The organism is Rhodococcus sp. USK13, from assembly GCF_018343855.1.
Classification (GTDB): domain Bacteria; phylum Actinomycetota; class Actinomycetes; order Mycobacteriales; family Mycobacteriaceae; genus Rhodococcus_F; species Rhodococcus_F oxybenzonivorans.
In genome coordinates, this window is sequence record NZ_CP069242.1 from 4256535 (window position 1) to 4271734 (window position 15200).

The 15200-nt window shown below is 67.9% G+C and carries 12 protein-coding genes; 4 read left to right on the forward strand and 8 right to left on the reverse strand.

From position 1 onward, the window contains the following. The first annotated feature begins 41 nt into the window (after positions 1–41). Positions 42–1127 (forward strand): ferrochelatase, encoded by a 1086-nt coding sequence (locus tag JQT59_RS22105; RefSeq protein ID WP_213572001.1) that lies wholly within the window; start codon positions 42–44, stop codon positions 1125–1127. Here JQT59_RS22105 and JQT59_RS22110 read toward each other — a convergent pair. Continuing rightward, positions 1093–1902, reverse strand: a complete 810-nt coding sequence (locus tag JQT59_RS22110; protein ID WP_213572002.1) for an Rv1486c family protein — start codon at positions 1900–1902, stop codon at positions 1093–1095. The two genes, JQT59_RS22105 and JQT59_RS22110, sit on opposite strands and share 35 nt — an antisense overlap. 67 nt (positions 1903–1969) lie before the next feature. On the opposite strand from JQT59_RS22110, the gene JQT59_RS22115 reads away from it, so the two are divergent. Genes JQT59_RS22115 through JQT59_RS22125 form a run of 3 tightly spaced genes read left to right on the forward strand, consistent with a single transcriptional unit; the run spans position 1970 to position 4443 of the window. After that, entirely contained in the window at positions 1970–2809 is an 840-nt protein-coding gene (locus tag JQT59_RS22115) for a DUF3097 domain-containing protein (RefSeq protein ID WP_213572003.1), read from the forward strand. A gap of 8 nt (positions 2810–2817) precedes the next feature. After that, positions 2818–3249 (forward strand): NfeD family protein, encoded by a 432-nt coding sequence (locus JQT59_RS22120; RefSeq protein ID WP_159922598.1) that lies wholly within the window; start codon positions 2818–2820, stop codon positions 3247–3249. Next, positions 3250–4443: an SPFH domain-containing protein gene (locus JQT59_RS22125; RefSeq protein ID WP_213572004.1), complete on the forward strand. Its 1194-nt coding sequence runs from the start codon at positions 3250–3252 to the stop codon at positions 4441–4443. Here the strand turns inward: JQT59_RS22125 and JQT59_RS22130 are convergent. From JQT59_RS22130 to JQT59_RS22160, 7 genes are all read right to left on the reverse strand, one after another. Then, positions 4352–6619 carry an MMPL family transporter gene (locus JQT59_RS22130; protein WP_213572005.1) on the reverse strand — a complete coding sequence of 756 codons (2268 nt, stop codon included), beginning with the start codon at positions 6617–6619 and terminating at the stop codon, positions 4352–4354. The two genes, JQT59_RS22125 and JQT59_RS22130, sit on opposite strands and share 92 nt — an antisense overlap. After that, the gene (locus JQT59_RS22135) at positions 6613–7386 is read right to left on the reverse strand and encodes a thioesterase II family protein (protein ID WP_213572006.1); all 774 of its coding nucleotides are present in this window, start codon (positions 7384–7386) and stop codon (positions 6613–6615) included. The genes JQT59_RS22130 and JQT59_RS22135 overlap by 7 nt, the downstream gene beginning before the upstream one ends. Positions 7387–7390: 4 nt before the next feature. Further along, entirely contained in the window at positions 7391–11749 is a 4359-nt protein-coding gene (locus tag JQT59_RS22140) for a type I polyketide synthase (protein WP_213572007.1), read from the reverse strand. After that, entirely contained in the window at positions 11746–12030 is a 285-nt protein-coding gene (locus tag JQT59_RS22145) for an acyl carrier protein (protein WP_213572008.1), read from the reverse strand. The genes JQT59_RS22140 and JQT59_RS22145 overlap by 4 nt, the downstream gene beginning before the upstream one ends. 37 nt (positions 12031–12067) lie before the next feature. Then, positions 12068–13900, reverse strand: a complete 1833-nt coding sequence (locus JQT59_RS22150; RefSeq protein WP_249353722.1) for a fatty acyl-AMP ligase — start codon at positions 13898–13900, stop codon at positions 12068–12070. Between the two features lie 150 nt (positions 13901–14050). Then, positions 14051–14578 (reverse strand): hypothetical protein, encoded by a 528-nt coding sequence (locus JQT59_RS22155; RefSeq protein ID WP_213572009.1) that lies wholly within the window; start codon positions 14576–14578, stop codon positions 14051–14053. Further along, entirely contained in the window at positions 14575–15156 is a 582-nt protein-coding gene (locus JQT59_RS22160) for a hypothetical protein (RefSeq protein WP_109330161.1), read from the reverse strand. Before JQT59_RS22160 ends, JQT59_RS22155 begins: the two co-directional genes overlap by 4 nt. Positions 15157–15200 lie beyond the last annotated feature (44 nt).

The window sequence follows — 15200 nt, forward strand, 5'->3', positions numbered from 1 at the left end:
CGCAGTAAGGATCACCGACGGCAGCGCGCAGGATTGGCACCATGGTCCAGAAACGGGAAACAGAGTTCGATGCCCTTCTCGTGTTGTCGTTCGGCGGTCCCGAAAAGCCTGAGGACGTGCGCCCCTTCCTCGAGAATGTGACCCGGGGAAGGGGAGTGCCGCCGGAGCGGCTCGACGCGGTGGCCGAGCACTATCTTCACTTCGGCGGTGTGTCGCCGATCAACGCGCTCAACCGCGACATCATCGCCCGGGTCGAGGCGGCGCTGTCCGAAGCCGGTGTCGATCTGCCCGTCTATTTCGGGAACCGCAACTGGCATCCGATGGTCGAGGACACGGTGGCGCAGATGGCCGCGGACGGTGTCCGGTCGGCCTTGGTGTTTCCCACGTCGGCGTGGGGCGGGTATTCGGGTTGCCGTCAGTATCACGAGGACATCGCACGGGCGCGTGCCGCCTTCGGGGATGCGGCACCTCACTTGGTGAAGCTGCGCCAGTACTACGACCATCCCCTCCTGATCGACGCGTTCGCCGATGCGGTGCGGGAGGCGACCACGCAGCTTCCGGCCGAGACCCGCGCCGGCGCCCGTCTGGTTTTCACGGCGCATTCGGTACCTGTCGCCGCGGATGCCAACGCCGGCCCTCCCGACGAGGGCGGCAATCTGTACAGCAGGCAGGTGGCCGAGGCGGCACGGCTGATCGCGAACGCTGCCGGCTTCGGCGACTTCGACCTGGTGTGGCAGTCCCGGTCGGGCCCGCCCCAGGTGCCGTGGCTCGAGCCGGATATCTGTGATCACCTCGAGGCTCTGGCGGCCCAGGGAGTGCGTTCGGTCATCAATTGCCCCGTGGGTTTCGTGTCGGACCATCTCGAGGTCGTGTGGGACCTCGACACCGAGGCCCGCGAAAAGGCGGCCGACGTGGGTATCGACTTCGTGCGCGCGGCCACTCCGGGTACGGATCCTCGTTTCGCCGCACTCGTGCTGGAACTGATGGGCGAGCACCTCGACGGTAGACCGGCCCGGCGACTCGGTACCGAACCGCTCCTCGGTTCCACTTCCGACGGCAGGTCCTGTGCTGTCGACTGCTGCAAGGCCGTGGTCAGGCCGGCCGGGCGTCCCGCGCACACGCATTGATTGCGGCGGTGCGGGCTGAACGCACGGCGGAACGCAGTGGGCGAAGCAGGTCCTCGAGGGAGGCTGCGGCCGATGCGGTGACGGTCCGGGCGGGCGCCATCTGCTCGGCGACGGTGAGGATGGCGGCCACCTGATCCGCGGAGTCCAGGATTCGGAGGGCGCGCGCCGGGATGGTGGCCGGGTACCGGTGCAGCGCCGACTCGGCCAGCGCATCCGCGATGAGGGCGCGCGGGTCGGCGCCGAAGCCGGAATCGAGCATGTGCAGGGTTTCGAGCGCTGCGGCGGCGTCGCGCACCGTTTCCCGCATGGTGAATTCGGCCTCGCCGAGACCGGTGTGATGAGCGTCGACGGGGAGCTGTTCGAGGCAGGAGACGGTCCAGCGCAGCACGTCGGGTCCTTCCACGTGGGGTACCAGACCCGTTCCGGGACGGCCCTGGGGCCCGATGAGGATGCCTTCGCCGGCACTGACCGCTGCGGCCGCGAAGGTGGTTCCTGCGGGGATGCCGCGCACGTCGCCAGGGCCGGGTAGAACGAGTCGGATCTCGGTGTCCGGCTCGGAGACGGCGCGGCGGATCGTCTGCAACAACGCCGCGGCACCTCGGTCCTGCGGGTCGGGCCAGGGCAGCCCGGTGCGTCCGGCCGTCACATGGTCACCCGCGCAGACCAGATGCATCGGCGCCCATGCATGCAGTGCGTCGATGACGTCGTCGGGTGCACTGTTCCCGGCGAGCCAGGAACTGGCCCACACGGTGAGAGTGGCGCTGGGTGAAGTCACGATAAACGAGCATATGTCGGCGTGGCGGGGTGTGTGTAACGGCACCTCTGGCATAGCGTCAGCGCCCGTGAGCGGAGGCGACAGATACGGCGACATCTTTTCCGGACACCCGCGGACCAGGAAGCCGGTGACGCCCACGGTGGCCGCGGAACGGGATCTGGTGGTCGAGGATGCGGGCACCGGGTTCTGCGGGGCGGTGGTGGGGTTCGAGCGAACCTACGACGGTGACTTCGTCCGGCTCGAGGACGGAGCGCGGCGTACCCGGTTGTTCGCGATGCGGGAAGCCGCGTTCCTGATCGACGGGAAGCCGGTTACGTTGGTGCGGCCCGCGGGGAAGCCGGCCGGGCCCGCGCGAACGAGGTCGGCGTCGGGATCGACCAAAGTCGAAGGGCTGCGTGCCCGCACCGCGCTGGCCAGCCGGATCTGGGTGGAGGGTGTCCACGACGCGGCACTCGTCGAGCGGGTGTGGGGCCACGACCTGCGCGTCGAGGGTGTCGTCGTCGAGCATCTCGAGGGTTTGGACAATCTCGCGGAACGGCTGGCAGAGTTCCGGCCCGGGCCCGGCCGGCGCGTCGGCGTTCTGGTCGACCATCTGGTGACCGGGTCGAAGGAGACACAGCTTACGAAGGGACTCGGCCCGAATGTGCTGGTGACGGGGCATCCCTTCATCGACGTGTGGGAAGCGGTGCGTCCCAGCGCGGTCGGGATCGAGGCATGGCCGAAGATCCCGCGCGGTGAGGACTGGAAGACCGGGGTGTGCCGGGAGCTGGGCTGGGGCACGCCGCGCGACGGCTGGCGTCGGGTCTATTCGGCGGTCGACAGTTTCCGTGACCTCGAAGCCCCGCTGATCGGGGCGGTCGAACAGCTGGTCGACTTCGTCACCGCCCCACACCCAGGTTCTGGTTAGATGGTGTTGTGGCTGCATTGATTTGGCTGGTAGCGGGTGTCCTGCTCGCTGCAGCGGAAGCATTGACGGGGGACTTCTTCCTCCTCATGCTGGCCGGCGGTGCCCTCGCCACGGCCGGGGTCACCGCAGTCACCGACTTCCCCGTGTGGGTCGATGCGGTGTTGTTCGGCGTTCTCTCTCTCGTGCTGATCCTCGGAGTGCGGCCGGTGTTGTTGCGTAAGTTCGCGACCCCGCCGTCGACGCCGATGGGGATCGAGGCGCTCACCGGAAAACAGGCGCTGGTTCTCGAGGAAGTCGCCGAGCACGCGGGACAGATCAAGCTCGGCGGTGACGTGTGGACTGCGCGTCCGCTCGACAGCACCGAGGTATATCCACCGGGAACGACCGTGACGGTGATGCAAATAGACGGCGCTACCGCCGTCGTGTGGAGGGGACCGTAGATGGCAGCACTCATCGTGTTGGTCGTGCTCGTATTGTTCGTCGCGCTGGTGGTGGCCAAATCGGTGGCTCTGGTGCCGCAGGCCGAGGCCGCAGTGATCGAGCGGCTCGGCCGGTATTCGAGGACGGTGTCGGGACAGCTGACGTTCCTCATCCCGTTCGCGGACCGCATCCGGGCCAAGGTGGATCTGCGCGAGCGCGTGGTGTCGTTCCCGCCGCAGCCGGTGATCACCCAGGACAACCTGACTCTGTCCATCGACACGGTGGTGTACTTCCAGGTCACCAATCCGCAGGCCGCGGTGTACGAGATCAGCAACTACATCGTCGGTGTCGAGCAGCTGACCACCACCACGCTCCGCAACGTCGTCGGTGGCATGACTCTGGAAGAGACGCTGACGTCGCGGGACTCGATCAACGGGCAGCTACGGGGTGTGCTCGACGAGGCCACCGGCCGGTGGGGGCTTCGGGTCGCCCGAGTCGAGCTCAAGAGTATCGATCCGCCACCCTCGATTCAGGAGTCGATGGAAAAGCAGATGAAGGCGGACCGCGAGAAGCGGGCCACCATTCTGACCGCCGAGGGACACCGCGAGTCGGCCATCAAGACCGCCGAGGGCGACAAGCAGTCCCGGATCCTCGCCGCGGAGGGCGCCAAGCAGGCGTCGATCCTCACCGCCGAGGGGGAGCGGCAGTCCCGGATCTTGCGCGCGCAGGGTGAACGGGCGGCCAAATACCTTCAGGCGCAGGGTCAGGCGAAGGCCATCGAGAAGGTGTTCGCCGCGATCAAGGCGGGAAAACCGACCCCTGAGCTGCTCGCGTACCAGTATCTGCAGACGCTGCCGCAGATGGCGCAGGGCGACGCGAACAAGGTGTGGTTGGTGCCCAGCGACTTCGGTGACGCGCTCAAGGGATTCGCGAAGACCCTCGGAGCTCAGGGCCAGGACGGCGTGTTCCGGTACGAGCCGTCCACGGCGGACGAGGATCTACCGAAGCCGGAGGACGACTCCGACGAGGTCGCCGAGTGGTTCGAAACCAAGTCCGACCCGGCCATTGCCCGGGCGGTGCGCGCCGCAGAGGTGGAGGCGCGTCAGCCCGTCGACGGTCCGCTCACGAAGATTGGTGGGGCCGAGGAGCATTCGCTCGGGCCGAGTGCGGCGCCAGGACAGCTTCCGCCGCCGGTGCCGCCGCAGGATCGGTGACCTCGGGCGGGCCGGACCCCGGGGTGTCGCTCAGCCCGATGCGGGTATGCAGCCACCGCAGCGGGCGCGGCGCCCACCAGTTCAGGTCGCCGGCGATCTGCATGAACGCCGGTACCAGGACACCGCGGATCAGTGTGGCATCGACGATGATGGCGAGCGCGGTGCCGATCCCGAACATCTGCATGAACGACAGGCCGGTGGAGAACGACAGCAGCGTCACCGTGAGCAGTGCCGCCGCGCTGCTGACGATGCGACCGACGCGGCCGAGTCCCTCGATGGTCGCCTCGGTTGTACTCGCGCCGGCGTCATGGGCTTCCTTGATGCGGCTGAGTAGGAAAATCTCATAGTCCACGGACAGCGCGAAGGCGATGCAGCACAACAGCACCACCATGCCGATGTTCAATGGGGCGGGCGTCGCGCCGGTGAGCCAGGCGAGGTGGCCGTCCTGGAACACCCACACCATCGCACCCACGACGGCCGACAGTGTGAACACGTTGAGCACCAACGCCTTCAGCGGCAGGATGACGCTTCCGGTGAACAAGAACAGCAGCACGAAAGTCGCGACCGCCATCAGACCGATGGCCAGAGGTAGCCGGTCCATGATGGCGGTGCGACTGTCGATGAGCGTGGCGGTGGGTCCGCCTACCGCAAGGTCGTCTCCGGTTACCGCGGGCAGGTCTCTGATCGCGCGGACCAGGTCCTGCGCGGCCTCCGACTGGGCGCCGACCGAGGGCTGCACGAGCAGGAAACCGGCCTCTCCCGCTGCGAACCGAGCGCTCTCAGGTCCCGGGCCGAGGACCAGATCCCCCTTCTCGTAGCGGCCGAACACGCCGTCGACCCGGGCGACGTCGGTCATGGTGGAGATCTCCCGGGCGAGTGGCCCGAGGGACCTTCCGTCCTGCGGGGTCGGCACCGTCACGGCGTCGGCGCCGGCGGAATAGTTCTCTCGGATGTCGACGGTGACCTGGCGGGCCGCCGACCCGCTGGGCAGGGCGCGCTCGTCCGGTGTCGCATACTGCGCGTGGAGGAACGGGATTCCCAGCACCAGCAGGAGTGCGACGACGGGAAGCGCTGTCCGCACCGGTCTACGGGTGACCGCAGCCGCGGTTCGCCGCCAGAACAGCGAGTCGGATGCCGGTGTCTTCTTCCGTCGGAGCACCGTCAGCCGGTCCACCCGGGTTCCGAGCACAGCGAGCAGCGCGGGTAACACCACGACGGCGCCCAGCGCCGCAACGGCGACCACCGCCATCGCGGCCAGACCGACCGATCGCAGGAAGTAGGTGGGGAACACCAGCATTCCGGTCATCGCGACCATGACTGTCGCGGCGCTGAACACGATGGTGCGCCCGGCGGTCGTCACCGTGTCGACGACCGCTTCCTGGGGATCGCGGCCGGCGGCTCGTTCTTCACGGAACCGGGAGACCAGGAGCAATCCGAAGTCGATCGCCAGGCCCAGCCCGAACGCGGTGGCCACGGTGAGCGCGTACACCGAGACATCGGTGATCTGGGCGAGACCGAAGAGCACCACCATCGTCGCGAGGATCGAGATGATACCCAGGGTCAACGGCAGGAGCGCGGCCACCACGCTGCCGAACGCCACCACGAGCAGGACGAGTGTTGCCGGGACGGCGATCGATTCGGCCAGGAGGAGATCGTCGGCGACCTGCTGCTCGATGGCGTCGGTCAGGCCCAGCTTGCCGCCGGCGACCACCTCGATCGCGGGGTCGTCGGACGGCAATGCCTCGACGAGCGTGTGGGTGCGCCGCGCCGCCTGCTCCGGGTTACCCCCGACGTGCAGCAGCAACAGAGCCGAGCGTCCGTCGGTGCTGCGGAGCTCGGGGGAATTCGCTACCCAGTAGGAGGCCACTTCGGTGATGTCCGGTTCCGACGTGATCGACCGTCGCAATTGTTGTGCGGCTGCGGCGACGTCCGGGGTGTTCACGTCGCCGCTGCGCGCCGTGACCTGGAGCACCAGATTCGGACTCGCGGTGCCGAACTCCGCCTCGAGGAATCGCTCCGCTTGCGCAGACTCGGAGCCTGGGTCGTCGAAACCGCCCACTTTCAGGTGCTCGGACACCCCCGCCCCGAAAATTGCGGACAGTACGAGGAGGGCGACCGCGACTGCCAGGACGCGGCGCGGGAAGGACACGATGAGGGTGGCGAGGCGCCTCAGCACGACGCTACCGCTTCGTCACGGCCGGTCACCGGGGCGTAGCGCCGCAGCAACGGCCGCAGCAGACGGAACAGCTGTTCGGGGGACTGCGTGAGGTAGAAGTGGTCGCCCGCGAGAATCTGCACTTCGCACGGCTGTGTGGTGTGACGGTTCCAGGCGTGCAGGTCGTGTTCGTTGACGAGCGGATCGGCGTCCGCCCCGAAGAGATGCATCGGGCATTCGAGCGGCGGGTCACCGGGGTCGACGTAGTTGCAGCAGACGCGCAGATCGTCGCGCACCACCGGAAGCCAGTGCCGCACCCAATCGGGCCAGTCCAGGAACTCGGCCGGAACACCACCCACATCGCGAAGGAACTGGATCAAGGTGGTGTCGTCCAGGCTGTCGACCGGTGGGAACGGTGCGGGAAGGTGCGGCGCCCCGTATCCCGACAGCAGCAGGGCCCTGGGCAGGAGACGATGCCGGGATCGACGCCGGCAGGCCAGCCGATAGGCCACGAGCGCGCCCAGGCTGTGTCCGAAGAAGAGGTGCGGAACCGTCAGGGCGTCGTCGAGTTCGGACTCCAGGTCGGTGAGGAGGGACTCGAGGTCGACGAATCGAGTTTCTCCGGCGCGGCCCTCCCGGCCGGGCAGCTGCACGGGCCACACCGAGGCGTAGGGATGCAGTGCACGATGCCAGGGGCGGTACATCGACGACCCGCCACCGGCGTGATGGAAGCAGAACAGGCGTAGTGCCGCGTCGGCCCCGGGCTGGTCGAGATAGCGGCTGTGCATGGCACTAGTCGCCGTCCCGGAGTGCAGCGAGTTCTTCGGCCAGAGTTTTCACCGTGTAGCGGATCTGGTCCTCGGAGTGGCACGAGGTGACAAAGAATCTCAGCCGCGCCAGGTCCTCGGGTACGGCGGGATAGAGAATGGGGTTCACGTTGATTCCGCGCTCCAGCAGCCTGTTCGACAACTTCAGCGTTTTCAGCGAGTCACCGACGATGCAGGGAATGACAGGCGTGTCCCGCGTGTCACCGGTATCGATGCCGGCCTCGGTGGCCAGTGAGAGGAACAGCTGCGCATTGTGTCGCAGCAGGTCGAGCACCTCCGGCTGGGCGCGCATCTGACGAATCGCGGCCAGTGATGCCGCGGCATTCATGGGTGTCATGCCGACGCTGTAGACGAAGCCGGGGGTGGTGTATTTGAGGAACTGGATCAGCTCGGAACTCCCGGCTACGTATCCGCCGCAGCCGGCCAGGGCTTTCGACATGGTGCCGGACCACAACTCGACATCACCGCGGTCGACACCGAAATGTTCGCCGATACCGCCGCCGGTTGCCCCGAGCACCCCGATGCTGTGCGCCTCGTCGATCATCATCAGCGCCTGATGCTTCTTCTTCACCGCGATCATGGCGGGAAGGTCGGGGATATCGCCGTCCTGGCTGTACACGCCCTCGATGAGGATGAGGACCCGCCGGTACTGCGGCCGGATCGCGGTGAGCAGGGCGTCGAGCGCATCATGGTCGTTGTGCGGGAACGGGCGGCGGGTGGCGCCGGACAGTGTGCAGCCCTGCAGGATGCTGTCGTGCGCCAGGCTGTCGTGAATGACGAGGTCGCCTTCACCGACGAGGTGCCCGATCACGGTCACGTTGGTGGCGTGCCCACTGACCAGGACGATGGCGTCCTCGGTGCCGAGTAGTGCGGCGAGTTCGGTCTCGAGCTCGCGGTGGACCGGCTTGTCGCCGGAGAGCAGCCGGCTGGCCGAGCACGAACTGCCGTAGCAGGCGACGGCGTCCTGTACGGCGGCGACCACGGCGGGATGGCCGGACATGCCGAGGTAGTTGTAGCTGGAGAAGTTGAGAACTTCGTTCCCGCCGATGATCGAAGTGTCGCGGGTGACCCCGTCGTTGATCAGGAAGTACGGGTTGGTGACGCCGAACCCTTCGGTCATGGTCAGGCGCTCGGAAAGTGCCTTGACCTCGGGAAAGTCGGAGATGCGGTACTCGGGCCGGACCATGCGGGGGGCGGTTGCGGGGCCCGCCGACGCCACCGCAAGTTCGGGGGTCGGGGCAGCGGCCGGCGACGTTGCCGGTTGCAACTGCGTGGTCACGTGGTCGATCAGGTCGCCGAGGGTCGTCGAGGGCGAGAACCACTCCGGGTCGATGACCAGTTCCGGGAAGGTTCGCCTCAGCCCACTGAAGAGGTCGGCGACCATGATCGAGTCGAATCCGAGGTCGCCGACGATGGTGTGTGCGGTCCGCAACGACCCGGCCGGGAACCCGCTGACACGCGCCGCCTCGCCGCGGATTCCCTCGGCAATCTCTCCGGAAACGCGTTCGCGGGTGGCGGTGTCGGCGTGGGGTGTCGTCCATGCGGGCGTCGAGATGTCGGCGCCGTTATGAGCGAAGGCGGCGAGGACGGCGGCCTGCTCCCGGAACAGTGCAATCAGGTGCTCCATGGTGGAGTCCTCGGCTTTCGGTGCGTCGGTGATCGGCGTGGTGGGCGGTTGAGCGTCGGCCGCCTCGGTCGCTGTGGTCGCCCCGACAGTGGTGGAAACCGACGTCCAGAAGCGGGCGGTGGTTGCGAAGGAGTAGCCGGGCAGTCGTCGGCGCACACGCGCGCCCGGTTCGTAGAGCGCATCCCAGTTCGGGTCGACACCGTCCCGGTACAGGGCAGCGACGGTGTCGGTGAGCTCGTGACCGGTGGCCGCCGGGCCGGGGCACGGTAGGAGGTACTTCGCGGCGAGTTCGGGATGAGCGCGGGTGAGGATCGGCGCCAGGACCCGTGCGGGTCCCACCTCGATCAGATGCGTCGGTTCGGACGCCACCGCGGCAGTGGCCGCGTCCGCGAACTTCACGGTCGCCTCGATGTGGTCGGTCCAATAGGTGGCATCCATCGGTTCGTCCACGTCGAGTAGCCGTCCGTGCACGGTGGAGAAGATCGGGATGGTCGGTGTCCGGTAGGTGCAGCCGGCCGCGACCTCGGCGAAGGCGTCCGACACGGGCCTCATCAGCGGCGAATGGAACGCGTGGGAGACGGCGAGAGGCCGGACCGCGAAACCCTTCCCGGCCAGACACTTTCGGATCACCTCGAGTGCGCCCGCCGACCCGGACAGCACCAGGTCCCGTGGCCCGTTCACCGCTGCCAGCGCGACCGACGGTTCACCGGCGAGGAGATCGGCGACCTCCTCCCGGGCGGCGCGCACGGCCAGCATCGCACCGCCCTCGGGCAACTGCTGCATGAGCCGCCCCCGGGCGGTGATGAGGCGGCACGCGTCGTCCAGGTCGAAAACGCCGGCCAACGCCGCGGCCGCGTATTCGCCGACGCTGTGGCCGACCAGCCACGCGGGCTCGATGCCGATCTCGGCGAGCACTCGCGCCAGCGCGTACTCCACGGCGAAGAGAGCGGGCTGCGCGAACTCGGTTCGACGGATGTCGTCGTCACCGGCGTCGAGCAGCAGCGCGCGGACCGATCGGCCCAGATGCGGTGCCATCTGCTCGTCCACGTCCGCCAAGGCGAGTCGGTACGCCGCGGACTGCTCGTGCAGCTGACGCGACATTCCCGGGTACTGTGCGCCCTGACCGGTGAAGAGCCAGCCGGTGCTCACCGGCCGTGCGGTTCCGGACGACACCTCGAGCAGGCCGGGGTCGGTCGTAAGCTTGCGCAGGGCGGACACGGCCTCGTCGCGGTCCTGTACGGGCACCGCAAGGCGGTGGCGTCCGGAGGCTTTCACCCGGTTGGAGGTCCAGCACACCCTGGCCAGTTCGGTAGCGGGGCGGGTGGCGAGATGGTCGGCGAGGACGGCGGCGTTGCGTCGCAGGCCCTCGCTGTTGTTCGACGCCAGGGTGAGTACGCCGCCGCCGACGACGCCCACCGGGACGGTCTCGTCGGCGGGCGCGGCGGCCAGGAGCAGGTGGGCGTTGGTGCCGCCGAGCCCGAAGCTGCTGACCGCACCGTAGACGTCGCCGTCGGGCAGGCTCATCGGCTCCTTTGCGAGACGGAGCCCGTTGTCGGCCAGTCGAAGTCGAGGGTTCTCGTCCTCCGCGCAGCGGGTGGGCGGTACCACACGGTGGTGCAGGGCCAGCGCTGCTTTGATCACCCCGGCCACCCCGGCCGCACCCTCCGTATGGCCGAGGTTGCCCTTGATCGATCCGATCGCGCACGGCTGCCGGCGGGGAACGCCGTGGAGGTGACCGAGTGCCTTGATCTCGATCATGTCGCCGAGCACGGTTCCGGTGCCGTGCGCTTCGACGAACGCGACGCGGTCCGGCGTCACCCCGCCGCGCCGATAGGTTTCGCCGATGACCTGCTGTTGGGCCCACCGGTTGGGTGCGGTGATTCCGTTGCTGCGGCCGTCGTTGTTGACCGCGCTCGCCTTGATCACCGCGTAGATCGGCAACCGCTCGGCCTGCGCGTCCTCGAGGCGGCGCAGCACGAGCACGGCGGCACCTTCACCCCGGCCGATACCGTTCGCCTTGGCGCTGAACGGTTTGCATCGTCCGTCCGGCGCCGACAGCCCGGCCTGGGTGTAGAAGACGTTCAAGGCGGGGGTGAGGGCGATATTGACGCCGCCTGCGAGCGCTTGTTCGCACTCGCCGGCGCGTAACGCCGCGCAGGCCAGGTGGACGGCGACCAGGGACGACGAACACGCGGTGTCGACCGCGATACTCGGGCCCTCGAGGTCCAGTTGATACGAGATTCGATTTGCGGTCATGAAGTAGCCGTTGCCACTTCCGAGTTGCGGCGTGATCCGCGAGAGGTCGCTCATCTGCAGATTCCACTCGTTGGCCATTACGCCGACGAATACGCCGGTGTTCGAACCGGCTTGGCCCCGCGGATCCAGGGTGGCGTCCTCGAGGGCACGCCACGCCGTCTGCAGGAGCAGGCGTTGCTGCGGGTCCATCGCCTGGGCCTCGCGGGGGGCGATGCCGAAGAACTCGTGATCGAAAGCGTCTGCGTCGCTGAGGAATCCGCCGCTACGATTGTTGATCGCGCCCGGTCCACCCGCTTCGTTGTAGAAGTCGTTCGCGTGCCATCGGTCTTCGGGGACGTCGACGATTCCGTCGCCGCCGGCCATCAGCAGCCTCCAGAGCGCGTCGGCGTCCGTTGCCTGCGGGAATCGGCAGTCGAGGCCGACGATGGCGATGTCGGTCATGCGGCCCTCTCGTACCGGTCCTCGACTTCGGTGGTGATGAAGACAGCCATCTCGGCGATGGTGGGGTAGTCGAATACCACAGTGGGGTCCAGTTCGAGCTCCCACTGGTCTTCGATCTCGCCGCACAGGCTCACCGCAGACACCGATTCGATTCCCAGCTCGGCGAGCGGGATGTCTGGGTCGACATTGTGCACCGGCTGCTCTGTATAGAATGCCACCCTTCGGGTGAGCCAGTCGATAGCCGGGGTGAGGTCGCGGGTGGGGTTCACGAAAGCAGGCATGGGGACGTTTCCTTGTCGGCGAGGGTGGGGGTGGAGGTCAGGCGTGTGCAGGTGTGGCGGTTCGGCTGCGGAGGCCCTGGACCGCCGGATCGATTTCTTCGTGCAGCACCGCATCCACCCTGTTCTCGAGGAACGACGCGCGCATCGATCGGCGTTGAACCTTTCCGCTGGTGGTGCGGTGCACCCCGTGCCGATCTACCAGGACGACGCTCGGCGCCGGCACGTCGAAGGCCCGGGCGACGGAGAGTTTGATCTTTCGGGCGAGGTCCGTGATCGTCACGGTGTCGTTCGCTCCGTGACCCTGATCGAGCAACCCGGTCTTGACCTCGTGGATCACCAGGAGGCGCTCGTGGCGTCCGGTGTCCATGGAGAACACCACTCCGGCCGATCCGGTGAGGGCTGGATGCAGTTCGCGCACCGCCTCCTCGATGTCCTGGGGGTACAGGTTGCGTCCGTTGACGATCAGCAGGTCCTTGAGCCGGCCCGTGACAAAGATTTCACCGCCGACGGAAGCGCCGAGGTCACCGGTGCGCAGGAACGGCCCGTCCCCGCCGAGGGTGGTGGCGTGGAACTTCTCCTCGGTGTCCGCGGGTCGATTCCAATAGCCGGCGGTGACGCTGCCACCGCGGATCCACAGTTCCCCGACCCGGCCCTCGGGCAGCTCGTCGGTGGTGTCCGGATCGACGACGCGAATGTCCACACCGAATGCGCGGCCGCTGCTCACCAGTCGGGTGCCACCGGCCATCGGGGTGAGCTCGTTGCGCTCGAGTGCGGCCGGGTCGACGTCGAGGTATACCGGCGGGCTGCCCACGGCTCCGGCGGTGGCGAGCAACGTCACCTCGGCCATTCCGTAAGCCGGGAAGAACGCGTCCGCCCGGAACCCGTAGGGCCGGAGCCGGTCGAGGACGGCCTCGAGGGTACGGGGGCGGATCGGTTCTGCCCCATTGAGAGCGACCCGCACCGAGGAGAGGTCCAGGCCGGTCAACTGGTCGTCGGGAATCCGGCGGGCGAGAAGGTCGTACGCGAAGTTCGGGCCGACGGTGATGTCGGCGCGGTAGCGATCGATCAACTGCAACCAGCGCACCGGGCGCTTGAGGAAGGTCATCGGCGACATGAAGGCAAGGTTGCTGCCGGCGTAGAGGGGGAGCAGCAGCATGCCGATCAGCCCCATGTCGTGGAAGTGTGGAAGCCAGCCCACAACGCTGCCTGCGTCGCCGTCCCTGATGGCCGCAGACATGGCCTCGATCATGGCCGCGGCGTTGTGCAGGAGGTTCCCGTGGGTCACCATCACGCCCTTGGGCTCACTGGTGGATCCCGAGGTGTACTGGAGTAAGGCGAGGGTGTCGCCGTCCAGTTCGGGCATCTGCCACTCGTCGGGGTCGCCGAGTTCGGCGGCGTCGGTCGACGCGACGGCGACCGTGCCGGTGAGTCCGGAGTCGCCGATCCACGCCGTCAGCAGTTCTTCGATCGCGGACGTGGTGAGCACCAGACCGACGTCGGCGTCCTCGAACATCGTGGCCACCCGCGCCATGCTGCGGGCGTCGTGCGGCACGGGGGCAGGTACGGCGACGACACCGGCGTACAGGCAGCCGAGGAATGCGCGAAGGAAGTCGATGCCGTCGACGTACAGCAGCATCACCGGGCGGTGGGCCTCGGGCCGCGTCGACAACCACGACGCGATCGCCCGCGCATCCTGGTCCAACTGGCGGTAGGTGAGAACCTCTTCGACGAGTTCGCGGCCGACCTCGCGATGGTAGGTGTAGGAGCGTTCCTCACCGTAGGTGGCGGCCTGAGCTCGAACGTGTGACACGAAGTCGGAATGCACGTGATCTTCTCCCTCGAAGTGGACGATTCCTACTCTCGTCCGCATCGCCGGGGGATTCCATCAACCCCAGGGGTGGAATCACCCCCACCTCCGGTTGGTCTCGCGTCACCGTGGGATGGGCAGTGTCACCGGGCATTTGAGTGCCTCGAGAGGTTGATCGTTCTGTGCCGCAGGGCTTTTCGGTGAGGCCCAGGGCTAGGTGATGAGCGCCCGCCCGACGCCGCACACGGCGATGGCCCAGAGCACGCTGGTGAACGTGCCGATGATGAACTGCTCGGAGGCGTGTGGTTCGCGCAGTTCGGGGTAGCGGGCCAAGCTTTTGACGGCCAGGACCACGGCGATACCCTCCGGCCACCCGGCGAGGATCGCGGCGGCGACGGCGGCACGCTCGAGCAGTCCGATCACCCGACCGCCTCGCAATGGGCCCGCCTCGGGCCGGGGGTCGTCACCGGAATCGGGCTGGCGCCGGGCGATCCTGAAGGCGGCGAGCACCATCGGCGCCCCGCCGGTGGTGGCCGCTGCTGCACACAGCACGAGCGTCGCACCCAGTGCGAAACCCTTCACCGGTGTGGTGGCGGAGCCGGCGACCGCGGCCACGGCGAGGGCGGCAAGCCCGACGAGTGGGGCCGCCCACTGAGACACCCAGCGGGGAACGCGCTGTGTGGCAAGCACCAACGGTGCCAGCGCCGCGACGCCGAGGGCGAGGAGCGCGACCGCCGTCATGAATCCGCCTTCTGTAGGAGTCGTTCGGCCAGTCGGCGGCCTGCCGTCTCCACCTGCCACCCCGCGGTGGCGAGGCGTTGTGAGACGGCCTGCTTGCTGATGCCGAGTGTTTTAGCCGCCTCCGTCTGGGTGAGCCCGCGCCGCATCTGCGCGACAGCTTCGCGGCCTTCGTCGGTACGGCGGGTGAGGAGAACGGCGACGAGGGTGAGTGCGGTGTCGGCGTCCGCGGACAAGTCGGTGTCGGAACCCTCCACCGCAACCCGGCCCGGGGCACTTTTCGCCCGCTCGACGGCGACGCGGGCGAGTTCGAACGCCGGTCCTCGGCCGGCCCGCGTCTCGTCGGGAAGCGGTTCTTCCACGGCGCCGGCACCGATGCCGATGCTCCAGTGTTCGCGACCGACGAGGTCGAGGGCGAGAGCCACCACGGTCCCGGGATCTGCCACGACCGCCTGCATCTCGTCGCCGGCCGTGCGCTGAAACGGGCGGACGAGGCGGTGATCGCCGAGTTCGGCGATCAGGTCGCCGACACGGTCGACGTCGCGGCGACTTCCGCGCTGGTCGACGGTGAGGACGAACATTCGTCAAGGCTAGAACCTGGAAACCTGTCTGTCAAGACTCGTAA

Coding starts and splice junctions, on each gene's coding strand:
- JQT59_RS22105 (WP_213572001.1), top strand. CDS start 42: ATGGTCCAGAAACGGGAAACAGAGTTCGATGCCCTTCTCGTGTTGTCG.
- JQT59_RS22125 (WP_213572004.1), top strand. CDS start 3,250: ATGGCAGCACTCATCGTGTTGGTCGTGCTCGTATTGTTCGTCGCGCTG.
- JQT59_RS22135 (WP_213572006.1), bottom strand. CDS start 7,386: ATGCACAGCCGCTATCTCGACCAGCCCGGGGCCGACGCGGCACTACGC.
- JQT59_RS22140 (WP_213572007.1), bottom strand. CDS start 11,749: ATGACCGACATCGCCATCGTCGGCCTCGACTGCCGATTCCCGCAGGCA.
- JQT59_RS22145 (WP_213572008.1), bottom strand. CDS start 12,030: ATGCCTGCTTTCGTGAACCCCACCCGCGACCTCACCCCGGCTATCGAC.
- JQT59_RS22150 (WP_249353722.1), bottom strand. CDS start 13,900: ATGCGGACGAGAGTAGGAATCGTCCACTTCGAGGGAGAAGATCACGTG.
- JQT59_RS22155 (WP_213572009.1), bottom strand. CDS start 14,578: ATGACGGCGGTCGCGCTCCTCGCCCTCGGCGTCGCGGCGCTGGCACCG.
- JQT59_RS22160 (WP_109330161.1), bottom strand. CDS start 15,156: ATGTTCGTCCTCACCGTCGACCAGCGCGGAAGTCGCCGCGACGTCGAC.